Source organism: Chryseobacterium lactis, assembly GCF_003815875.1.
Classification (GTDB): Bacteria; Bacteroidota; Bacteroidia; order Flavobacteriales; family Weeksellaceae; genus Chryseobacterium; species Chryseobacterium lactis.
The window spans coordinates 3,018,554-3,042,845 of the sequence record NZ_CP033924.1 but is presented as its reverse complement, the minus strand read 5'-3'; the positions used below and the strand labels follow the sequence as shown (position 1 = coordinate 3,042,845).

General features: G+C 36.4%; 13 protein-coding genes. 9 read left to right on the top strand and 4 right to left on the bottom strand.

The window, feature by feature from the left end:
• Positions 1 to 322: 322 nt before the first annotated feature.
• Positions 323 to 4,987, bottom strand: a complete 4,665-nt coding sequence (gene dnaE / locus EG342_RS13540) for a DNA polymerase III subunit alpha (RefSeq protein ID WP_103294136.1) — start codon at positions 4,985 to 4,987, stop codon at positions 323 to 325.
• Between the two features lie 266 nt (positions 4,988 to 5,253).
• On the opposite strand from dnaE, the gene EG342_RS13535 reads away from it, so the two are divergent.
• The 4 genes from EG342_RS13535 (at position 5,254) to EG342_RS13520 (ending at position 13,253) form a co-directional block, all read left to right on the top strand.
• Positions 5,254 to 7,395, top strand: a complete 2,142-nt coding sequence (locus tag EG342_RS13535; protein WP_103294135.1) for a S8 family peptidase — start codon at positions 5,254 to 5,256, stop codon at positions 7,393 to 7,395.
• A gap of 334 nt (positions 7,396 to 7,729) precedes the next feature.
• Entirely contained in the window at positions 7,730 to 9,880 is a 2,151-nt protein-coding gene (locus tag EG342_RS13530; protein ID WP_103294134.1) for a S8 family peptidase, read from the top strand.
• Between the two features lie 75 nt (positions 9,881 to 9,955).
• Positions 9,956 to 12,028 (top strand): alpha-ketoacid dehydrogenase subunit alpha/beta, encoded by a 2,073-nt coding sequence (locus EG342_RS13525; RefSeq protein WP_103294133.1) that lies wholly within the window; start codon positions 9,956 to 9,958, stop codon positions 12,026 to 12,028.
• 196 nt (positions 12,029 to 12,224) lie between these two features.
• Positions 12,225 to 13,253 (top strand): bestrophin family protein, encoded by a 1,029-nt coding sequence (locus tag EG342_RS13520; RefSeq protein ID WP_103294132.1) that lies wholly within the window; start codon positions 12,225 to 12,227, stop codon positions 13,251 to 13,253.
• 95 nt (positions 13,254 to 13,348) lie between these two features.
• On the opposite strand, the gene EG342_RS13515 is transcribed toward EG342_RS13520, so the two are convergent.
• Complete coding sequence (locus EG342_RS13515; RefSeq protein WP_103294131.1) at positions 13,349 to 13,807, bottom strand: Lrp/AsnC family transcriptional regulator; 459 nt, start codon at positions 13,805 to 13,807, stop codon at positions 13,349 to 13,351.
• 158 nt (positions 13,808 to 13,965) lie between these two features.
• On the opposite strand from EG342_RS13515, the gene EG342_RS13510 reads away from it, so the two are divergent.
• A complete protein-coding gene (locus EG342_RS13510) occupies positions 13,966 to 15,192 on the top strand; it encodes an aminotransferase class I/II-fold pyridoxal phosphate-dependent enzyme (RefSeq protein WP_103294130.1) in 1,227 nt (408 codons plus the stop codon).
• A 129-nt stretch (positions 15,193 to 15,321) separates the two neighbouring features.
• Here EG342_RS13510 and EG342_RS13505 read toward each other — a convergent pair whose 3' ends face one another.
• Positions 15,322 to 16,326: a glycosyltransferase family 2 protein gene (locus EG342_RS13505; RefSeq protein ID WP_103294129.1), complete on the bottom strand. Its 1,005-nt coding sequence runs from the start codon at positions 16,324 to 16,326 to the stop codon at positions 15,322 to 15,324.
• Positions 16,327 to 16,861: 535 nt separating this feature from the next.
• Positions 16,862 to 18,028 carry a THUMP domain-containing class I SAM-dependent RNA methyltransferase gene (locus tag EG342_RS13495; protein WP_103294127.1) on the bottom strand — a complete coding sequence of 389 codons (1,167 nt, stop codon included), beginning with the start codon at positions 18,026 to 18,028 and terminating at the stop codon, positions 16,862 to 16,864.
• Between the two features lie 137 nt (positions 18,029 to 18,165).
• On the opposite strand from EG342_RS13495, the gene EG342_RS13490 reads away from it, so the two are divergent.
• The 4 genes from EG342_RS13490 (at position 18,166) to EG342_RS13475 (ending at position 24,286) form a co-directional block, all read left to right on the top strand.
• On the top strand, positions 18,166 to 18,891 hold the full coding sequence (locus EG342_RS13490) for a class I SAM-dependent DNA methyltransferase (protein WP_103294126.1): 726 nt from the start codon (positions 18,166 to 18,168) through the stop codon (positions 18,889 to 18,891).
• 2 nt (positions 18,892 to 18,893) lie between these two features.
• Positions 18,894 to 19,616, top strand: coding sequence for a ZIP family metal transporter (locus tag EG342_RS13485; protein WP_103294144.1), 723 nt, complete (start codon positions 18,894 to 18,896; stop codon positions 19,614 to 19,616).
• Between the two features lie 250 nt (positions 19,617 to 19,866).
• Positions 19,867 to 22,620, top strand: a complete 2,754-nt coding sequence (locus tag EG342_RS13480; protein WP_103294125.1) for a SusC/RagA family TonB-linked outer membrane protein — start codon at positions 19,867 to 19,869, stop codon at positions 22,618 to 22,620.
• A 13-nt stretch (positions 22,621 to 22,633) separates the two neighbouring features.
• Positions 22,634 to 24,286 (top strand): RagB/SusD family nutrient uptake outer membrane protein, encoded by a 1,653-nt coding sequence (locus EG342_RS13475; protein ID WP_103294143.1) that lies wholly within the window; start codon positions 22,634 to 22,636, stop codon positions 24,284 to 24,286.
• Positions 24,287 to 24,292: the final 6 nt, after the last annotated feature.

Below are 24,292 nucleotides of genomic sequence, written 5' to 3'. Positions count from 1 at the left end.
TAAAAAATTAGGGAGTAAATGTAATCAAATATTCAATCGAAAATCATAATAAACTTTAAAACAATAACTATTAAGCAATGAAATGTTATTATTTTTAACTAAAATTAAACAATTATTTAATTTTAACATTTTATCATTAATTTTTGATTAAAAGTAAATAACTGATTATCAAATCATTACAAATCATTAAATTTAATTTCATTAAATCCCAATCCCTATTTAACATAAAATAATTTTTGAAAAAATTTCATCAATATAATTTTATACCAATAAAAAAAGTGGCAAAAAGCCACTTTTTCAGTTTTTAATATGTTAATTTTTACTAATTCAAATAAAATTCATATTTATTGAGAAGTTGAATTTCTTTAATAAGATCTCCATTCAAATCCACGGAATGCTTCATCGACTGAACTTCAATCTGGGAATCATCTTCTATATTTTTAATGAAGAATTTAAGCTTCTGATTCCCTTTATTTCTGTCGAGTACGGTTCTGAAAAAGTCCAGATCTTCAGGTCTAACATCCATCACATCCATCACCAAAGAAATACTTTTAGCAAATCTCTCAAAAGCTTCCTGCAGTTCTATCACATCATTTACATTAACGAAAACTCTACCGTCCTTCACCTGAGCAAATTTTATTTTAAAAATAACAAACCTCTGAACTTCGAGCTTTTCTTTTAATCTCATATAATCACGATCTCCCAACCTGAAAGAGTATGAACCGGAATAATCTTCCAGGGTAACAAAAGCAACCTTTTCACCACTTCTGAAGCCATCCTGAACTCTGTATTCCGTGATCAAGCCTGCAACAGTGTACTCTTTTCCGCCACCGCCGTTCTCTCTTTCTTTTTGAATTGTTTTCCAGTCTTTTTTCTTCTCTTCAAATAATTCTTCCTGTTTGTTAGCAAACGCCTGTTCTTTATAAGCATCCACCTCATCCAGATTCAGGAATAAGAAATTACCTTTTGGCTCTGCTTTCTTGGTCACCTCTTCCACCACCTCTTCTTCTCCGGTAGCCAATTCGTCAGAAACAATTTCAACAAGATCAACCGTTTCCTCTTGTGAATCTTCTTCTAAAACAGGAACTGTATCTGTTGTTTTTTCTTCCTCTCCTTTTTCAAGAACCGCCTTTTTGGAAAGCTGTCCCTGCATAAACTGGAAGTGATATTTAAATTCATCCAGCGGATGGGCAGAAAGATAGAAACCGATGATTTCTTTTTCCTTATTCAATTTATGCATATTAGGCCATTCAGGGCAAGGTGCCAGCTTCGGCTGCTCAATCTGAACTTCTTCAGCAAAATCTGCAAATAACGAATGCTCCATCTCGTTTTTACTTTCCTGAAAACTCTGACCGTATCTGATCAGTCTTTCAAGATTTGTTTTTCCAGCTAAATCAATATCAAAATACTGACCTCTGTGGAAAGAGCTTAACTCGTCAAAAGCTCCGGCCAGCACTAAACTTTCCGCCACTCTTTTATTCATTTGAGAAGGCAATATTCTTTCAAAGAAATCGTAAATATTTTTAAACCTTCCGTTTTCCCTTTCTCGGGTAATTCCCTCACTTGGTCCTTCACCAATTCCTTTGATAGCTCCTAATCCGAAACGAATCTGTCCTTTTTCATTTACTGAAAATTTATATTGAGATTCATTAACATCAGGCCCCAAAACATCAACTCCCATACTTTTACAATCCTCCATGAACATGGTAATCGAATCCGTATTGTTAATGTTATTACTCATTACACTGGCCATATATTCTGCCGGATAATTAGCCTTCAGATACGCCGTTTGGTAAGCAATGAAAGCATAGCAGGTAGAGTGAGATTTGTTGAAGGCATATTCTGCAAAGGCTTTCCAGTCGTTCCAGATTTTTTCCAGCCTTTCTTCGTTGAGGTTATTTTTTCTTCCGCCTTCGATGAATTTAGGATACATTTTATTCAGAACATCAATCTGCTTTTTACCCATTGCCTTTCTCAGGGTATCGGCTTCCCCCTTCGTAAAGTTAGCCAGTTTCTGAGACAGAAGCATTACCTGCTCCTGATAAACGGTAATCCCGTAAGTTTCCTTTAAATATTCTTCTGTTTCCGGTAAGTCATAAACAATCTCTTCAATCCCATGCTTTCTATTAATAAAGTTCGGGATATATTTGATCGGACCCGGACGGTACAATGCGTTCATGGCAATAAGGTCGGCAAAAACCGTAGGCTTAAGCTCCCTCATATATTTTTGCATTCCGGGACTTTCATACTGGAAAATCCCGACTGTTCTTCCTTCCTTAAACAACTGGTATGTTTTGACATCATCCAATGGAATAAGATCCGGATCAATATCTAGCCCATATCTTGCTTTAACAAGTTTTATAGCATCTTTAATAATTGTCAGAGTCCTAAGACCAAGGAAATCCATCTTCAGAAGTCCCGCACTTTCCGCCACAGAGTTATCGAACTGCGACACCAAGATATCAGCATCTTTTGCAGCAATAGTGACCGGTACCAGGTTACTCACATCTTCCGGAGTAATAATTACTCCACAGGCGTGAATCCCCGTATTCCTGATACACCCTTCCATTTTCTTGGCACTGGCAAGTACACCATGTCGGGCATCATCAGGACTCTGAAGAACATACCTCATCTCGTCGACAAGCATCTGTTCTTCAGGTTTTAATTTATCATATTTCGCCAACGCTTTCGCAATATTCATCCCCGGTGTAGAAGGAATCAGCTTGGCAATATTATTCGTATCAGGAATCGGAACATCCAGTACTCTTCCGGCATCTTTAATTGCCGATTTCCCACCAAGCACCGAATAGGTAATAATCTGCGCAACCTGGTTCTGACCGTATTTTTCAATTACCCATTTAATTACCCTGTCTCGTCCCTCATCATCAAAGTCGATATCAATATCGGGCATCGAGACTCTTTCCGGGTTCAGGAATCTCTCAAAAAGGAGATCATACTTAATAGGGTCAACATTGGTAATTCCGATACAGTAAGCAACTGCAGATCCTGCTGCAGATCCCCTTCCGGGACCAACCCATACTCCCATATTACGGGCTTCATTACAGAAATCCTGAACAATAAGGAAGTATCCGGGATAACCGGTATTGGCAATTACTTCCAGCTCAAAGTCCAGACGTTCTTTAATCTCGTCTGTAATACCCGTATCGAGGTATCTTTTTCTCGCTCCTTCGTAGGTAAGATGCGTAAGATAAGCCATCTCCCCTCTTTTCCCACCATCCAGATCATCCTCTACATGAATAAATTCTTGTGGAATATCGAACTTCGGAAGAAGAACATCTCTTTTTAAAGTATAAGGTTTAAACTTGGCAAAAAACTCTTCATACGCATCAAATGCATCAGGATAAGCCAGAAATGCTTCTTTTATTTCATCAGAATTTTTAATGTAATACTCGCCTGTTGCAAGTCCCCTTCTTTTTCCAAAGCCTTTTCCGATGGGTGTTGTCTGCTTTTCACCGTCTTTGATACAACTTATAATATCCTGGATATTGGCATCATCTTTATTGGTATAGAAGGTTTGATTCTGCGCTAAAATCTTAACATTATATTTATCTGCCAGATACAAAAGAACCTCATTCAAGTGTTCTTCTTCGGGCAGTTTATGATTTTGAAGCTGCACATAGAAATCATCTCCAAAGGTATCTTTCCACCATTTGAATAACTCTTCCCCTTTTTGCTCACCGGTATTCAGGATCGCATCTGGGATATCTCCGAGGATGCCCGATGTCAGAGCAATAATTCCTTCTTTATACTGTGAGATCAATTCACGGCTAATCCTTGGAACTCCAAAATAGAATCCTTTTAAGAAACCGATACTCGAAAGTTTTGCTAAATTTTTATATCCGTTAAAATCCTTTGCCAAAAGTACTACTTGTGTTCTTCTGTCCGGATCATCTTTGGTAAACTGTTTTTGTTCGTAACGTTCTGAAATATAAAATTCACAACCAACAACAGGAATCAAGGGCTCAGAAACAGGTTCTTCTTCATTGAATTCAGTCCCGTTTTCTTCTGCTTCCTGCTTTTTGGCTACATATTCTTTATGTTTTTTAGCACGATCACCATTGGCTCCTTCCACGGCAGAAACAAACTTGAATGCTCCCATCATATTCCCAAGATCCACCATTCCGACGGCCGGGAAATTTTCATCAGAAGCTTTCTTTATCAAGTCATTAATACTTGAAGTAGCCGTTAACGTTGAAAAAACACTATGATTATCAAAATTGAAATACTTTCCTAAATCAATTTCATCGATACTTCCAAAATCCTGTTGCTTTTTCTTATTATGAAAATCTGCAACCTGTCTTCGGATAACAATTCCGAATGGCTTAATCGGATCAGGATAAAGACTTTTGAAATAACTTAACTGGTCTTCAGAAATCTTCAGTGTTTCTGCGGGAACAACCCCGATTCTCATCATTTCAAAGAAAACCTGAGCTGTAGCATTTACGTCGGCTGCTGCATTATGGGCTTCATCAAATTTATTTCCGTACAACTTTTCATAAAGTTCCTCCAATTTCGGGGGCTTAAATCGGCCACCTCGGCCACCTCCCAATTTACAAAAGTCAGTTCCTAAAAGCATCGTATCTGCTCTTGGTTTTTCCTGGAGATTATCTTGTAAATTTTTTCTGTAAAATTCTGCGCCTACGATATTGTAATCAAATTCTACGTTGTGTCCGGAAACGACTCTCACCCTTTCCAGAACTTTGGAAAATTCTTCTAAGATTTCTTGCAGATCGCGCCCTTCTTCATTGGCAATTTTAGTGGTAATTCCATGAATTCTTGCTGCATTAAAGGGAATATCATAGCCCTCTGGCTTTATAATATAATCCTGGTTTTCAATCAACGTTCCATCATCATTATGCAATTGCCATGCAATCTGAACCATTCTTGGCCAGTTATCCGAGTCTGAAAGCGGTGCGTTGAAATTTTTTGGTAAACCGGTTGTTTCTGTGTCAAAAATTAAATACATATAATTTTCTAACTTTTTTAAGAAAGAGAACGTAAAGTTACTTCATTTTTTCTAAATATTATTTTAATGAAGAAATAGAAAACATCAATCAAATTACGGATTAAAAAAACCAATCAAAAAGTAAAATTCAAACAAAAAATCTTAAACAACTAAACATAATATAATTTAACATTAAAAAAGTAGAATTATTTACTACAAATAATAGATTTTAAAATATTTCGCCATACATTTGACAAAATACAATTTTTAATATTTTACTAATCATTATGAAGAAACATTTACTTTTGGTCAGTACTTTAGCCATCACAATGCTAAGTGCGCAAAACAATGAAGGATTACAAAGAGCGTTTGAGAAACAAAGCAAAGAAAACAGCGCAAAGTTTGACACTTATGTGGCAAAACGCTACGGAACGACAAGTAGAGATCTGAAAGTTCAGCAGGAAATTGAAGAACAAAAGTCTACTTTAGCTGGGTTTACACCAGATGGAAAGCCATTTTTCAACAAGAATGAAGATATGGATCAGATCAAAAATTCAAATTCTGATTTTCTTCAAAACGGAACCGTAACCGGCCTTACAGGATCTTTTAACGGTGAAAATATAAAATATACAATATTTGACGGAGGAAGAGCTTTTGCAGGACACGTTTTCTTTAATAACGGAACCAACAGAATCACCAATAAGGAAGCTAGCACCATGAACTATTCAGCTCATGCCACTTCTGTTTCAGGATTTATCGGAGCTAAGCCTTACACCCAATTAGTTACTTTTACAAACGGGACTTCCAGAACAATTAACTTTCAGGGAATCGCTAAAAACTCAACTATTGATTCATATACTTTCCGCGATTCAATATTGCCGGGAGATACAGCTGCCAGTACAGTATTCCAAAAAATACTGACTGCACAACCCAAGATTTCAAATCACTCGTATGGTTCAAACGCAGGTTGGGATGTAAAAACTGTAAACGGAGCCAACGCATGGGTTTGGGGAGGTCTTTTTAACAGTCCAAACACTTCATTCGACCTACAGGGAACTTACTTTACCAATGATCAGAATTATGATGCAATTGTATACAATAATCCAACCTATATCATTGTAAAATCATCAGGAAACTATTTTGGATATGGCCCGGATTATCCGACACCAACTCCACTTCCGACCTATTATACTGATAATACCAACACTCCGGTTGCGTTTGCTGCTACAGATACAACACCGACATCAAACTGTTCACAAGGATTTGATTGTATCGGACCTGGTTCATTGGCAAAAAACATTATCGTAGTAGGTGCTACAGACATTATTACAGCCAATTCAGGAAGATATACCGTTCCGGGAGATGTCGTTCATTCGGATTACAGCAGTGCCGGTCCTAGAGATGATGGAGGTATCAAACCAGACATTACAGCAGTGGGAACAAGTGTAGGAAGTGCTTCAACAGCAGAAGATACTACAGGTAGCCAAAGTTTAACAGTTGGAGACGGAACTTCTTATTCAGCACCGGTTGTTACAGGAGTAATTGGTCTTTGGACACAGATTAACAAGCAATTATTTAATAATGCAGAATTAAATGCTGCTGCTGCTAAAACGTTGATGATTCACTCAGCTGCAGAAGCTGGAAATGTAGGACCAGATCCATGGTTCGGATGGGGATTCATTGATGCTAAAAAAGGAGCCGAATTATTAGTAGGAAAATCTAATAATACCGTAGTTTTCAACAACGAAACATTAAATAACGGAACGGTTAATACCAAAAGTATTGTAGCAACAGGCGACACTCCAATTAAAGTGACTATTTCATGGATTGATCCTGAATACAAATTACCTGCATCTGGATTAACATGGAATGATGCCTATAACAACAGAACATCAAAACTGGTTAATGATCTGGATCTTAAAATTACTGATATAACAACAAATACAGTATACATGCCTTGGAAGCTGAATGCTACCAGCCCAATGACTCCGGCTACTAAGGGAGACAACACGGTAGACAATGTAGAGCAAGTAGTTATTGATGCCCCTGTTGCTGGAAGAACTTATAAAATTGAGATTTCACACAAAGGAACATTAAAGAATAATGCTGTACCAAGCGCTACAGCTCCTCAGGATTATTCAATTATCGTAACCGGTTTCAATCAGGTATTGGGAACTCAGGATGCAAAAGCTAGTGTATTCAATGAACTAGCCATTGCACCTTCGATAACAAAAGACATTACCAATATCCTGAAAGCACCTAGAAAATCAACATTCACAGTGTATGATACATCAGGTAGAAAACTACAAAACGGTGTTGTGAACAGTGAGAAAGAGGCAGTTGATTTATCTACATACACAAAAGGAATTTACATCATTGAAATAAAAACAGGAAAAGATGTTATTTCTAAAAAAGTAATTAAGGAGTAATTATTCCGTACAAATAAAACAGAGCGCAATACCGGATTGGTATTGCGCTTTTTTTATTCTCATTTCTACACAAAATATAGCAATCCAATTCTAGCTATAGTAATCATCTGCATTAAAAAGGATAAACCTGCCAGTATTTTTGGCGTTTTCCACTTCTTTTTCAAATAAAAACAATCGTTCGATATTCAGAAATTATTAAAATTATTAATTAAAAATAAAATTAAAATCAATAAATTAAACAAAAACACACATTTAACACGCTAAAATAGAAATAATTTTAAATTATTCATATATTTGAAAAAACACTATAATTCTTAAACATTTAATAAATATTATGAATAAAATTTTTATTTCGATCAGCACATTGATTATTTCATTAGCAAGTGCGCAAAACAACAATGAGTCTCTGAAAAGAGAATTTGAAAAAATGAGAGCGGAGGACATTCAAAAATTTGAGACCTATGTAGCCAAAAAATATGGATCAAACAGAAACCCTGAAATCTCAAAAGAAATTGAAAACCAACGAACCAGTCTAGCAGGATTCACCGATGGCATTCCCTATTTCTACACGATTCATGATACAGATCAAATTAAAAACTCTAATTCCGATTTCTTACAAGATGGGAATATCACCGGATTGACAGGGGCTTTTAATGGTGAAAATATTAAGTTTACTATTTTTGACGGAAGTCAGAAATCTAGTACTGCAAGAGTTTTTGGTGATCATGTCTTTTTTAATAATGCTTCCGGTAGAATTACCAATAAAGAAAGCTCTACTCTCGACTACGGAGACCATGCAACAGGAGTTGCCAGTTTCATAGGTGCTAGAGATTATCCTTTCACCGTGACTTTTGTTGACGGGACCAGCAGACAGGTTAACTTCAAAGGAATTGCCCCCAATTCCAAAATAGATGCCTACTCATTCGGTAACTCTACATTACCCGGAGAAACAACTTCCAGCAATGTCTTTCAAAAAATAATAAAAGCACAGCCTATCATCTCCAATCATTCCTATGGTATTAATGGAGGATGGGATATTGTCAACGTTAACGGTTCTAACGCCTGGGTCTGGAGAGGAAACTTTACTTCCTCCAGTACAACACGTGACATGCAGAGTGCCTATATCATTGATGATAAGTATTATGACTATATTGTTTATAATAATCCATCATATATTATTGTAAAATCTGCGGGAAATTACTTTGGAATGGGAAATAATGCTTACTCCACAGATACAGCTAACTATAAAAAATATTATAAAAACAGTTCCGGAAACTGGGTAGAATTTACAGCTACGGACACCCTTCCTCCTGTCAACTGTTCACAAGGATATGACTGCATATCTCCCGGATCCGTAGCCAAAAATATCATTACTGTTGCCGCCTCAGATAGAATCACAAACAATGATGGCAGATACACTACTTCAGCTGATGTTATTCACTCATATTACAGCAGTGCCGGACCAAGAGATGACGGTGGTATAAAGCCTGATATCACAGCAGTAGGAACTGATGTTGCAAGTGCATGGACTGATAATAATTCAACTGGAGGTAATAAAATTAACGTCGGAAGTGGTACCTCTTTCTCAGCTCCTATAGTAACTGGTATTATCGGGCTTTGGACACAAATCAACAAACAATTATTTTCAGGAAATATACTGAATGCGGCATCTGCAAAAACGCTAATGATTCATTCTGCTTCAGAAGCTGGCAACATTGGACCTGACGCACAATTTGGTTGGGGATTTATTAATGCTAAAAAAGGAGCAGAGTTACTCGTAGCAAAATCTAATAACACCATTATTTTGAATGATGAAACATTAACAAGCGGAACTCCAAACAAAAAAACAGTGATAGCCTCTGGAAGCGAACCTTTAAAAGTTACCATTTCATGGATAGATCCGGAATATTCAAATGTAGCTGTTAATCCTCCGTTAGCAGATTTGTACAATCAAAGGAATTCAAAACTCATCAATGACTTAGATCTTAGAATTATCGATACGACAAACAACACAGTTTATCTCCCGTGGAGGCTTGATTATAATAGCCCATTAACAGCAATAAAAGGAGACAATACAGTAGACAACGTAGAGCAAGTAATAGTAGACACTCCGGTTGCAGGCAGAACTTATAGAATTGAAGTCACCAACAAAGGTAACCTAGTAAATGATACAGGAGGAGCAACCCCTCAAAACTACTCTATTCTGGTAACAGGCTACTCTTCTTTTTTGGGAACAAAAGAAGTTGGGAATTCAAACAACAATATAGCTATTGCTCCTACCATAACAAAAGACATTGTAAAGGTATTAAAAGCACCTAAAAAATCTACTTTCAACGTCTATGATATGACAGGCAAAAAACTACAAAGTGGAACCGTCAATAATGATCAGGAATCCATTGATTTATCAACGTACACAAAAGGAATTTACATCATTGAAATAAAAACAGGAAAAGATGTCATCTCCAAAAAAGTGATCAAAGAATAATCGTAAAATACATAGATTTTTCACAAAATACTAACAGTTGTTAGTATTTTGTTTTTTTATGTATATTTGCTTTCTATGGAAAATACACTTCACGAAAAAGTTTCTCAGGATATATTACTCAAAGCCTATAATCATATGATGCTGGCCAAAGCGATGGCTGATATTTATGAAGAAAACAGAAATGTCTGTAAATACGTTCATAGTACCTCAAGAGGCCATGAAGCAATTCAGCTTGCCACAGCCTATCAATTAAAGAAAGAAGACTGGGTTTCTCCTTATTACAGAGATGAAAGTATTCTATTAGGAATTGGTTTTGAACCTTATCAACTGATGCTTCAATTACTGGCAAAAGCTGATGATCCTTTTTCCGGAGGAAGATCTTATTATTCCCACCCTTCCAGCAGAGATGAAAACAAACCTAAAATCATTCATCAAAGCTCTGCTACAGGAATGCAAACCATCCCGACAACAGGAGTTGCACAGGGAATTAAATACATCCAGGATTTTAATCTTCAGCAGTTTGAAAACAATCCTGTTGTAGTGTGTAGTCTTGGAGATAATTCAGTAACAGAAGGTGAAGTAAGTGAAGCTTTACAATTTGCAGCCCTGCATCAACTTCCTATTATTTTTCTTGTTCAGGATAATGAGTGGGGAATTTCTGTAACGAAAGACGAAGCAAGAACTTGTGACGCTTATGATTTTGTAGCAGGATTTACAGGATTAAGCAGAATGAGAGTAGACGGTACTGATTTCGTGGAAAGTTTTGAAGCCATGAAAAAAGCTGTAGACTTTGTAAGAACCGAAAGAAAACCTTTGGTAGTCTGTGCAAAAACAGTACTGATTGGCCATCATACTTCAGGAGTAAGAAGAGAATTCTATAGAGATGAAGAAGATTTAACAAAACACCGTTCAAAGGATCCGGGAGAAATATTAAGAAAACAACTCCTGGAATCAGGAGCAGATGAAGATCTTTTAAAGCAAATCACCAAAAAGGCACGTCTTGAAGCTGAAGAAGCTTTTGAAAAAGCTCAGAATGCCGAAGATCCAAAGCCTGAGACGGTGATGCAACATATTTTCGCTCCTACTCCGATTACTGAAGAGGCCGGAACTCGTGAACCAGCCAATGGAGAAAAGATTGTAATGGTAGATGCTGCCATTCATGCAATACAGGAATTGATGTGGAAACACCCGGAAGCTCTTCTTTACGGTCAGGATGTTGGCGAAAGAATTGGTGGAGTTTTCCGTGAAACAGTTACTTTAGGAAAGAAATTTGGTAGTAAAAGAGTCTTCAACACAGCTATTCAGGAGGCGTACATTATTGGTTCTACTGCCGGGATGAGTGCGGTAGGATTAAAACCTATTGTTGAAGTTCAGTTTGCCGATTACATCTATCCCGGAATCAATCAGCTTATCACTGAAATTTCAAAGTCAAATTATTTAAGTGGAGGAAAGTTCCCTGTTAGCAATATCATCCGTGTTCCCATCGGAGCTTATGGCGGCGGCGGTCCTTACCATAGTGGAAGTGTAGAAAGTATTTTAGCGAATATAAAAGGGATAAAAATAGCCTACCCAAGTAATGCTGCTGATTTCAAAGGTCTTTTAAAAGCAGCTTATTATGATCCGAATCCGGTAATCATGCTTGAACATAAAGGATTATACTGGAGTAAAGTTCCCGGAACCGAAGATGCAAAAACAATAGAACCTGCTGAAGACTATGTTCTTCCATTCGGAAAAGGTAAAGTTGTGATTGAAGCGGATCAGAATGAAACTGAAAAAGGCAGAACCCTACTGGTCGTAACTTATGGAATGGGTGTTTACTGGGCAAAAGAAGCTGTTAAAAATTTCAACGGAAGAGTTGAGGTGATTGATTTAAGAACTTTAATTCCTTTGGATGAAGAACTCGTTTTCGAAAGAGTAAAAGCACATGGGAAATGTATTGTTCTGACAGAAGAACAGCTTAACAACTCTTTTGCAGAAGCATTTGCTCATCGTATTTCAAAAAACTGTTTCAAATATCTGGATGCGCCGGTAGAAACAATGGGCTCGCTAGACACTCCAGCAGTTCCTATCAATCTGATCCTTGAAAAAGAGATGCTTCCTAACGCAGAAAAGCTCTCTAAAAAGATTGAAGAAATGTTACAATATTAAAAAATTAAACCTCTAAAAATTTTTAGAGGTTTTTTTATGCATTTTTTTACTATTTTTATTTAAGATTATCAATCTCAATGTTAATACCTTATAACGAAAGTAATTTAAACATCCCTCAATCCGCAAACATGATTAACCCGGCACACCTGTAGTTTGGTATTCATTTTGTCTGCAATGCAAAAACACATTCTCTTTTATGATCACTACAAAATATGTTAATTATAAACAGGTTCTTAATTTATCAGGCACTCATCTTATTTTAATCTCGATATGGTGTACACTGATTGTTGTCCTTTTTTATTTCTTTAATTGGGAATGGATGACTATTCCATGGGTTCCGGTTGCTTTGATCGGTACTGCAGAAGCTTTTTTGGTAGGTTTTAAAAATAACCAGGCTTACGATCGACTTTGGGAAGCAAGAAAAATCTGGGGCGGAATTGTGAATTCCAGCCGTTCATTTGCATCTATGGTCTACGCTTTTGATACTCAAAACGAAGAAATCGGTACTTTTGATCTGGAAGATCGTAAGAAAAGGATTGTTAATCGTCATATTGCTTGGCTGTATACATTCCGTGAGCAACTTTTGATTCCTACTGAATGGGAACACATTGGCGCAGAAAACAAATTCGGAAATATCAATCTCAAACGAAACAGACTCATCAAGGCCGGATTTCCTGATTACGGAAGAGCCCCAATTTTCCTTCACAAATACCTGTCTGAAGAAGAATATGAACTGAAAAACACCTATAAAAATTTTGCCACTTACCTGATTTCTCAGCAGGCAAAAGATATCAATGAGCTTAAAAATATGAATGCCATCACCGATTTCAATCAGACACAATTACAAAACTGTCTCAATGAATTTTATGGCTTTCAGGGACAGGCAGAGAGAATTAAGAAATTCCCTTCACCAAGGCAGTTTGCCAGTACTGCATTTGTTTTTAATATTCTCTTTATTTTGCTACTTCCTCTTGGACTAGTAAACGAATTCGCGAAACTGGGAGACTGGGGAATATGGACTTCCATCCCTTTCTGTATTACCATCGGATGGATCTATATTATCATGGAACTCGTAGGAGATTATTCTGAGAACCCTTTTGCAGGGCTGATGTTTGACGTACCAATGCTGTCTATTTGCAGAACCATTGAAATTGATTTACTTCAAATGAGTGGCGAAACAGATCTTCCTGAACCCATTGCATCCAAAAACGGAGTATTGGTATGATAAATACAGGATTTCCAAGCACAAAAAGACTCTGCTATTTCATTGATGAGGTAACAAAAATCACCAATAGTCTTGTAAAATAGTGTTTAAATAATTTACAGGACTATTGCCGTTGTATTTTTCACTTCGGAAATCATAAAAGAACTGTGTGTACTGGCAATATGCTGCAATGTGGTGAGTTTAGTCAACATAAAATTACGGTAATCTTCAATATTTCTTACACCGATTTTAAGGATATAATCATAATCTCCGCTTACATGGAAACATTCCGTAACTTCCTGAAGATTCATCACTTCTTTTTCAAATTGCAACACAAATTCTTTTTTATGCTGGGTTAATTTTACATGACACAACACAATAAAATTACGGTCAACTTTGTTCTTATCCAATAAGGCTACATATTTGGAAATAACGCCGGAGTTTTCCAGTTTTTTAACACGCTCATAAACTGCCGTTACCGACAATCCAAGCTTTCCGGATAGCTCTTTGGTGGTTTGCTTACAATCCTCCTGCAGAAACAAGAGCAGTTTTTTATCAATTTCGTCAAGTTCCATAGATATTTTTTTGGTAAAAAATTAATATTCTACAATATACCAAATATTTTTTCTAAATAAACAAAAATTTACAGTTTTATATTCTATAAATTCAAATTTATATTGTAATTATTAGGAAAATAACGCAAATTGGCCAGATAAAATAAAAACATACTCATATGGAAAATTTTAATGCAGCCAATGAAATCCAGGATCTTCAGTATTTTGGTGAATTCGGAGGAGTAAATCCTTCTATTTCGGATAGTTCTACCTACACCTTCCTTTCAGCGAAGACCATGTTTGACACTTTTGAAGGAAATGCTGAGGGATGTTACTTATACTCCAGACATTCATCTCCCATGAATCTTTATCTGGCACAGGCATTGGCCAAAATGGAAAATACAGAATCGGCCAACGTTACCGCATCCGGAATGGGAGCCATCACTTCTGTTTTAATGCAGGTCTGCAAAAGCGGAGACCACATCATATCAAGCAGAACCATCTATGGAGGAACCTATGCTTTCCTTAAAAACTTTCTGCCTCAATTCAATGTAGCAACCACATTTGTTGACATTAATAATTTTGATGTTGTTGAAAATGCAATTACCCCCGATACAAAAGTAATCTACTGTGAAAGCGTAAGCAACCCGCTTCTTGAAGTGGCTGACCTTAGAAGACTGTCGGAAATTTGTAAAAAACATAATTTAAAACTGATTGTTGATAATACTTTTTCACCACTTTCAATTTCCCCAACACTATTTGGAGCAGATGTTGTTATTCACAGCTTAACTAAATTCATCAATGGAAGCAGTGATACTGTTGGTGGTGTATATTGTGCTTCACAGGCATTTATCGACGATACAAAAAATGTGAATTCCGGAGCCTGTATGCTTCTAGGTCCTACAATGGACAGCCTGAGATCTTCAAGTATTCTGAAAAACCTGAGAACACTTCATATCAGAATAAAACAGCATAGCCACAACGCTATGTATCTTGCTGAAAGATTTGAAAAAGACGGGTTAAAAGTATCCTACCCTGGTTTACCTTCTCACAAAAATCATGAATTGATGAAAAGTATGCTCCATGAAGAATATGGATTTGGAGGCCTGCTGACTTTAGATGCGGGAACTACAGAAAAAGCAAATGAACTGATGGAAATGATGCAGGAAGAAAATCTTGGATATTTGGCAGTAAGCTTAGGTTTCTATAAAACATTATTCTCATGCTCAGGAAAATCCACCTCATCTGAAATTCCTGAAGAAGAACGTGAAGCCATAGGTATTTCTGATGGATTGATCAGATTCTCTATAGGACTTGATCACGACATTAAGCGAACATACCAAAAAATGAAAGAATGCATGCTGAAAACAGGCGTTCTTAACCATGAAAACATTTCTATATCTTAAATTTTATTGTACAGATAAGGCTGTTCATTTTTGAACAGCCTTTTTTATTTTAAAATGCTAAAGTGTAATTAAATTCAACAGGAATAGGCTTTAGCCAAAAACCTATCAATATTTTACTTTCAGTATTTTTTATTTCTTATAATAATGATCTGGGAAAGCCTCTTCAGGTTTCATCCTTGCGACATTCAGTAATATCCAAGATTTTAAAAATCCATATCCGTACGAAAACATCTGAATATAGGTGGAAATAACCGCCATACCTGCAATGCTTATATTTTTAGTCAGCAATAATGCGTGGAAAAATACCAGTACGGTATACAACCCATAAAAAGTAAGGATAATTCCTCTTCCCATCATAAAATACTCTAAAAAGCCCATCATGTATCCCAACATGAATAAGGTAGGAAAAGCAAAGGAAATTTTCACGTAATTCGGATGCCTCTGATTAAGAATAGGCCTTGCGCAACCAAACTGATATACCTGCTTTGAGAATTTACCAAAATCTACTCTACGTTTGTGATACACTGCAATATCATCAAAAAAAGCAGTTGTAAAGCCATTTTCCCAAAGAGTCATTGATAAATCAGGATCTTCTCCTATTCTCATCTCTGAAAATCCTCCCACTTTTTCAAAAACCGATTTTTTCACGCCCATATTAAAACTTCTGGGTTGAAACTTTGAAACCGCTTTCTTACTTCCCCGAATTCCACCGGTAGTAAAAACAGAAGTCATAGAATACGAAATGGCTTTTTGCATCAGATTAAAACCCTTATGAGCTTTATCTGCTCCACCAAACGCATCACATGGGATTGTCAGAATATCATTTTTAATATTTTGAATATAATCTTTCTCTACAATCACATCACTGTCTACAAATACCAGCCAGTTATTTTCCGCTCTTGCTGCCCCATAATTTCTTGTAAGCCCGGGTCCGGAATTGTCCTTCCTGAAATATTTAATATTTAGCATTCCTTCAAAATTCCTGATGGTTGGCTTCAGATCGATAACAGAACCGTCATCAACGATCATCATCTCAAACTCCTTATCTGTCTGCTGGGTAAGAGAGGTCAGCAACTCGAAAAGTTCATCCTTTCGGTTGTAAATGGCAACAATAATGGAAATACTAGGTTTCAAATTGAAAATTTTTCAAAATTACTTATTCGTGAAGGAAACCACAAATGGTTTAACAGCTTATTCGGAGAAATTAACTTAGTCTAATCAGATAAATATTCCTGATTTAAAATAAATACACAAAACAAACGATATAAAGAATGCAATTACTGAGCAACTAAAAAGTAGTAACTTAAAAATATTTTTAAAATAAAAACACTCAAATACATGCAAAACAAAAAACACTACAAAAGAGATCGCTATTCCTATTAATGAAGCTACAATTAAAGTTTGCACATAGTTTTCTGCCCGCAACGGATTCTTAAAAATAATAATAAAAAGAACTATTGCAGCCAGAATAAATCCTGCACTTATCTTTTCAGTATAATATTTAGATCTTACTACTACCTTGCTCTGAACCCTCTCATCATAATTCAGACTCTTTCTTTCCGAACTTGATTTTGAACCAGATCCTGAACTAAATAATTCGAGAACATCAAAGACTCCTTCTAAAACATCAAGAAAATTCCAGGACATCTGTTTGAATGTAAATTAGTTTCTACTTTTTATCTTCTAGTTTATGTACTTTCTTCGTTCCCTCATACATTTCATACTGTAAGAATCTTGTTTCCAGCTTTCCATTGAATAGTTTGATTTTTCTTGAAGGACGCAAACCGATTTTCTTTACCGCTTCCAGGTCTGATGAAATCAGCCATGCTAAGGTATTTGGATAATGTGTTTTAAAAGTATCGCCTATTTTTTTGTAGAAGTCATCATCATTAATTGAAATTCTCTCATCATATGGAGGGTTGAATACCATTAATAATGGGAAAAGTTCTTTTTTAGACTCAAAGAAGTCTTGTTTTTTAATCTCAATAACATCTTCCATTTCTGCGGCTTCCACATTCATTCTCGCAGCGTTCAACATTCTTGCATCAATATCATAGCCAACGATTTTCCCATCAAACTGTCTGACTCTGTTCACTCTGAATTCTTTTATTTTTGAAAACAAATCCGAATCATAATTTTTCCAGTTCTGGAATCCGAATCGATTTCTGAAAATCTGAGCCGGAAGATCCATCGCGATCATTGCCGCCTCGATTAACAACGTACCGGAACCGCACATCGGATCAAGAAAATTACCTTTTCCGTCCCAACCTGCTAACTGAAGCATACCACTGGCAAGAACTTCATTGATCGGAGCCTCACCTTGCTCCCTTCTGTATCCCCTTTTGAATAAAGGATCTCCGGAAGAATCCATTGAGATCATCACCAATTCACGGTCGATATGAAGGTGAAATTTGATATCAGGATTTCTCGTTTCAACATTCGGGCGTCTTTTGAACTTATCCTGAAAATAATCTACGATCGCATCTTTCATTTTCAACGTAACAAATTGAGAATGTTTGAATGTTTCAGAATTTACAGTAGCATCAATCGAGAAAGACTGATCAACATCCATGAATTCTGCCCAATCAAACTTAAACAACCTGTCATAAAACTGATGTTGATTAAAAGCCTTGAACTCATGAATCGGAACAAGAATTTTTAATGCCGTTCTCGCAGAATAATTGATTTTGTATAAAAAACCAAGATCTCCTTCACAATTGACTGCCCTGTTTTTAATTTCAACATTTCTTCCACCCAATTTCTTGATTTCTTCCGCCAGAATCTGCTCCAGTCCGAAGAATGTTTTTATCTGTATTTGTAAATTTTCTGTATCCATAACTAAGAATTAAAAGATTTAAATATTTAATAATTAAAAGATTAGCCCTCCAACGTATTGATCAATTGAATTTCTCAATCATTTAATGTTGTAAAATACTTTGCTTTTAACCGCACAAATTTAGTTATTTTTGCATTATGGAATGGTTTGAATCTTGGTTTGATACCCCTTATTATCATTTATTGTATAGCAACAGAGACTATACTGAAGCTGAAAACTTCATTACAAAGCTGACTGCGGACCTTCAGCTTCCACCTCAGTCAAAAATCATAGATCTTGCCTGTGGTAAGGGAAGACACTCTGTTTTTCTCAATAAATTAGGGTATGATGTACTAGGCCTTGACCTTTCAAGACAGAGTATTGAATCTGATAAACAATATGAAAATCAAACTTTGATTTTTGAAGTTCATGACATGAGAAACCCGATTGATGCAGATCCAATGGATGCCGTTTTCAATTTATTCACAAGTTTCGGGTATTTTGACAATGAAAATGATGATAAAAAAGTTTTTCAGTCGGTTTACAACGCTTTAAAACCTGGAGGATTCTTTGTCCTTGATTATCTGAATGAAGAATATGTAAGAAAAAACATGGTTCCTGAAACAATAATTACCCGTGGTGACATCGATTTCAAAATTCTGAAAAAGATTGAAGGAAGGCATGTTATTAAGGATATTCGCTTTGAAGCAGACGGGAAACCTTTTCATTTCTTCGAAAAAGTAAAACTCCACACGTTAGAAGCCATTAATGCCTATGCCTCAGAATGCGGTTTTGAAAGAATAAAAATCTGGGGAGATTATCAGCTGAACGAGTTTACAAAAGAAACTTCTCCACGTTGTATCAATTTATTTAAGAAAAAATAATGATAGCAGTACTTTTACTGATTTTAAGTGTCATTTCCGGAGTCTTTCTGGGAAAGCATTTTGGTAAAAAAGAAAAGCTGGCTAAAAATCTACTGATATTAAGTGCCGGTTTTCTGATCACCATCTGCCTGAATGAAGTTTTCCCTCAGGTCTACACTTCCGGCGAAAGCAGTAGTCTGGGAATTTTTGTGATCGCAGGGGTTCTTTTACAAATGATTCTGGAAGCTTTGACCAAAGGTTTTGAACACGGACACTTTCATCATCATAATGAACACAATATTCTGCCGGTTGCTTTAATGGTGGGATTATTTGTTCATGCTTTTATCGAAGGAATTCCTTTGGCCAATGAAGAACATGAAATATCACCTTACCTTTTAGGAATTGTATTTCATAACCTGCCTATTTCATTTATTCTGGGAGCATTTTTATTCAATGGAAAGAAAGATTCCAAAAGTTCGTCCTATCCTTCTTTACTGATTGTAGCTTTATTTGCCCTGGCTTCTCCGATGGGAATGTTATTAGGTAATTACTTTAATCCGGATTTGCAGCCTTATTTCCTGGCTATTGTTGGAGGTATTTTCCTTCATATTTCATCAGTTATTATTTTTGAAAGCAATAAAAATCACAATATTGACTGGATGAAAATAGGATTGGTGATTGTTGGTGTTTTACTGGCTCTTTTAATGCATGTTTTCCATACTCATCCTTCTGCTCACAATCATTAAAAACAGTTTATATTTTTGTCTTTTGATTTGCTGTATTTGTATCCAGGTCACATAAAATTAGTCCTAAGTATCTGAAAATAAATCCATTTCATTACAAATTCACATTTCTTAAAAATAAATATTTTCACAAAATAAATATCATATCAACAAAGAGAATTATGATATTATAAATTATTATCATTTTTTACACCACATTACTATTGATGTGGTTTTTTTTGTACATTAGCGAGCGTCACCAAATCACTTATGTATGAATAAAAAAACTAACCGTTTGACGACGGGTGGGTATTTCTTTTTAGTATGCGGAGTGTTATCTGCTCAAACTACCGTAAAAAAAGATACCCTTCAGGAAAACAAGATTGAAGATATTGTTATAGTAGGATACAAAGCCCAGAAGAGGTCCAGCTTAACAGCAGCCGTTTCAGTTATTTCTGATAAAAAGCTAAAAGACTCCAATACCCCGGATGTAGCAGGTCTTTTACAGGGAAAAGCGGCAGGCGCTCAAATTTTGCCTGGAGGTGGCAATCCTGGATCCACAGCAAGTGTAAAAATCAGAGGAACCTCAACGATTAATGGTCCTAGTCAGGCTTTATGGGTAGTAGACGGCGTTATGATGAATGGAGTACCCAATCTTGACCCCAACCAGATTGAAAGTATTAACATTTTGAAGGACGCCACCTCCACTGCTCTATATGGTTCCCGTGGAGCGAACGGAATTGTACAGGTCTTCACAAAATCCGGAACCTCAGGTAAAGGCTCTCTTAATATTTCAGTAAATAACTCTTTCAATACATTCAATAATGGGCGCTTTAAACTGATGGATGGCACTCAATTGTACGATTACTTTACCTCTCTTAAAAATGCTCCATCTATTCCCGGAGGACTGAGAAATCCCGGTTATAACTGGCTGAAAGACGGCACGCAGACAGGAGCCGTACAAAACTACACCATAGACTTCAGAGGAGGTTCTCAAAATTCCAAAACCTATATATCAGGTAATTATTATGATGAAAGCGGAACAGTAAAAAGCTACGATTATAACAGACTGTCTTTCAGAATCAATCATGAACAAACAGTAAGACCCTGGTTAATTTTAAGACCCAAACTAAGCTTAGCATATACAGAAAGGAAAAACAGACAAGGCTCCCTTGAAGAAATGTATCTCAATATGCCCTGGGACAATCCAAGAAACTCTGAAGGAAATTTAATAAACCCCAATACCTTTAACGGAACATGGTACGGAAGAGACTACGCTAATTATTTATATGACCTGCAGTGGAATTATAGCAAGAGTAACCAATTAGACCTTATTGGAAATTTTGACGCAGAAATTAAATTGACAGATTATCTGAAATTTATTACCACAAATAATGTCACTTATAAAAATTACGATGACATGTCTTATACAGATCCAAGATCAATAGCAGGCGAGAGTATTAAAGGCGGACTGACTGAATCTTATGTTAAAGATATCAGTAAATTTTTCAATCAGATGCTGAGATTTGATAAAGATTTTGGGGTTCACAATGTCAATGCCCTGGCAGCATACGAATATACGGACCGAATCTACAAAATATCCAAAGCAGGGGTTTATGGTATTGTTCCGGGATCAGAAATCTTCGATAACGGAGCTACAACAGGACAAAAGCCATCAGGAAAAAAATATGACAAAGCCTATAATGCATTCTTATTCAATGCCGAATATGTATATGATAAAAAATATTTTGTTCAGGGATCTTTACGAAGTGAGTCTTCATCGGCATTTGGTCTTAGCCAGAGAAATGGACTTTTTTATTCATACAGTGCCGGATGGAATATTCATAAAGAAAAATTTTTCCAGGTAAAGCAAATTAACGAATGGAAGCTAAGAGCCAGCAGAGGCCTTGTTGGAAATACCCCAAGCCCCAATTATGGGTGGCAGGATTTATATGCTTTAACCCAGGTGTATAACGGACAAATTGGGGCAACATGGAATCAATTGGGCAATAAAGATCTGACCTGGGAATCTATTTACCAGAATAATATTGGTACCGATATCAGAGCTTTTAACAACAGATTAAGCATCAATGTTGATTATTTCAATAATAAAACCAAAAACCTGTTGGTATTGGTCACCCTTCCATCATTAACAGGCGTTGACAGGCAATACCTGAATGTTGGAGATGTAAAGAATGAAGGATGGGAATTCAATTTCAATTATGCATTGATTAAATCCAAAGCGGTTAACTGGGATGTAGGTTTTAATATAAGCACCTACAAAAACAGGGTTCTTTCAACAAGAAATAACAGTACCCAGCTGCTGTCTAATAATCAGGTGGCCATAGTAGGCAATGACGTCACTTCTTTCTATATGAGGAAATGGATGGGCGTAAACCCTGATAACGGCGCAGCTCAATGGGAAGTGGTAAACGCTGACGGAAGTAAAAGCATTACCACGAATTACAATCAGGCCACCTTACAGATCGTAGGTGCGGCCACGCCGGATTATTATGGATCCTTCACGACCAACCTTAGTATCAATAATTTTTATCTTAACGCTAATATTTATTTCTCACAGGGAGGACAGATCTATAATTCTTACAGGGAATTATTTGATTCAGATGGTGCTTATCCGTATTATAATCAAATGGTGCTACAAAATGGCTGGAGCAGATGGGAAAAACCAGGAGATGTAGCAACACATCCTGTAGCCACTTTTAACAACAATACTTTAACCAATAAGCCTTCTTCACGTTATCTGGAAGATGCCAGCTATATGAAACTGAGATCTTTGAGACTGGGTTATAATTTTCCTCAATCTTTGACGGAAAAGCTACATGTAAGGTCTTTAAGTCTATATATAATGGGAGAAAATCTATTTACTATTACCAAGTTTTCAGGTGTTGATCCGGAAGTCGGCCCTTCTGATGCAGATAAGAGGGATGGCAATCCTTATTCGGGAAATGCGGGAGCTATTTATCCTATCCCAAGAAGATTTTCTTTAGGCCTTAATTTTTCTTTTTAAAATGTACAAAATCATGAAAAAAATATTCTTACCATTACTATTATTATCAATAACCGCCTGTAATATAGACCGGTCACCTTATGATTCTCAAGAATCAGAAATAATACTGAACGACCCAACAGGATTACAAACCATTACGCTTGGAAACTACGCTCTTTTAAAAGGAGATGCATCTGGTGGAGGATTTTTCAATAACCTTTACAGAATTGGCGAATATGGCGGCGACAATATTGATATCAGCGGAACAACCACTGATGAGTTTTTCTATTATTATAATTACAGAAGTATTAAAAATAATGGCCGTTCAAATGCAATATGGAATGCAGGCTATAAATCAATTATTGGCTGCAACAAGGTCATTTTAAAAATTCCTGAAGGAAAAGATGCAGCAACAGATCAATTGATTGGGGAAAATTATTTTCTGAGAGCTTACGTGTACTTCTCTCTGGTCAATGTATTTGGCAAACCTTACAATCAAGGAACCAGCAACCCGGGAGTGCCATTGAAAATATCTGACGATGTGAACGATTTACCTGCCCGGGCAACAGTAGGACAAATTTACGATCAGGTAGTTAGTGACCTGAAAAAAGCAGAACAGCTGATGACCGTGGATAAAGATAATATTTATGCATCTAAAAAGGCTGCACAGGCACTCCTTTCCCGGGTATACCTTTATATGGAAAATAATGATAAAGCCATTGAATATGCTGAAAAGGTGATTAATTCAGGAAAGTATTCATTATTATCTAATGCTGACCTACCGTCTTACGCAACTAAAACGCCGGAAACAAACAAAGAGACGATTTTCGCTTTTAAATACAATAGAGATGGCGATTATAGTGACGGCTGGTATACCATAGGATCTATGTATGCCAATATTCAAAATGTAGGCTGGGGAGAAATGTATGCCTCTTCTTCCTATTTAGATGTAATTAATCAAAACCCTCAGGATGCAAGATTAAAATTCATTTCACCCAAATACAACAGCCCTACAACACCCGTTGCCTATTGGGTGCAGCAAGGTACCAATTCCACGGGTGGAATAACTTATAACTACATTTTCCAGAAAACCTTTCAACAGGGAGGAAATACCTATTTCACCATAAATAATGTGAATTATCAGGTGCTATCAGAAGTTTTGCCATCCAAAACCAGTTATTATTTCATGAATTCAAATAATACTAAGACGTATATTAACCTGGATAATGATATGGATAAAAGAAACGGATATCCGAAATTTTATATCCTAAAATGTTCACTACAGGAAGGAGTACCCCAATTATGGTCACCGGTCATTTTAAGATTGGCTGAAATATATCTTAACCGGGCTGAAGCTTACGCTAAAAAAGGAAATTCTGCAGCTGCACTAACTGATATTAATGTGATCCGAACAAGAGCTGGAATTCCCGTGTATTCTTCTGTTCCTTCTGGGCAAACCATTTTAGATATCGTTCTACAGGAAAGAAGACTTGAATTAGCTTTTGAAGCTCATAGAAAATATGACATATTCAGAAATAAACTGACCCTTGACAGAAATTATCCGGGAACGCATTTAAACGGAAATAATCCTTTTTACACAGTTCCTTCTACCAACAACAGAATTATTGAATATATTCCGGAACAGCAAATACAGATACAGCCTAATCTGACTCAGAATCCGGATTAATCTCGA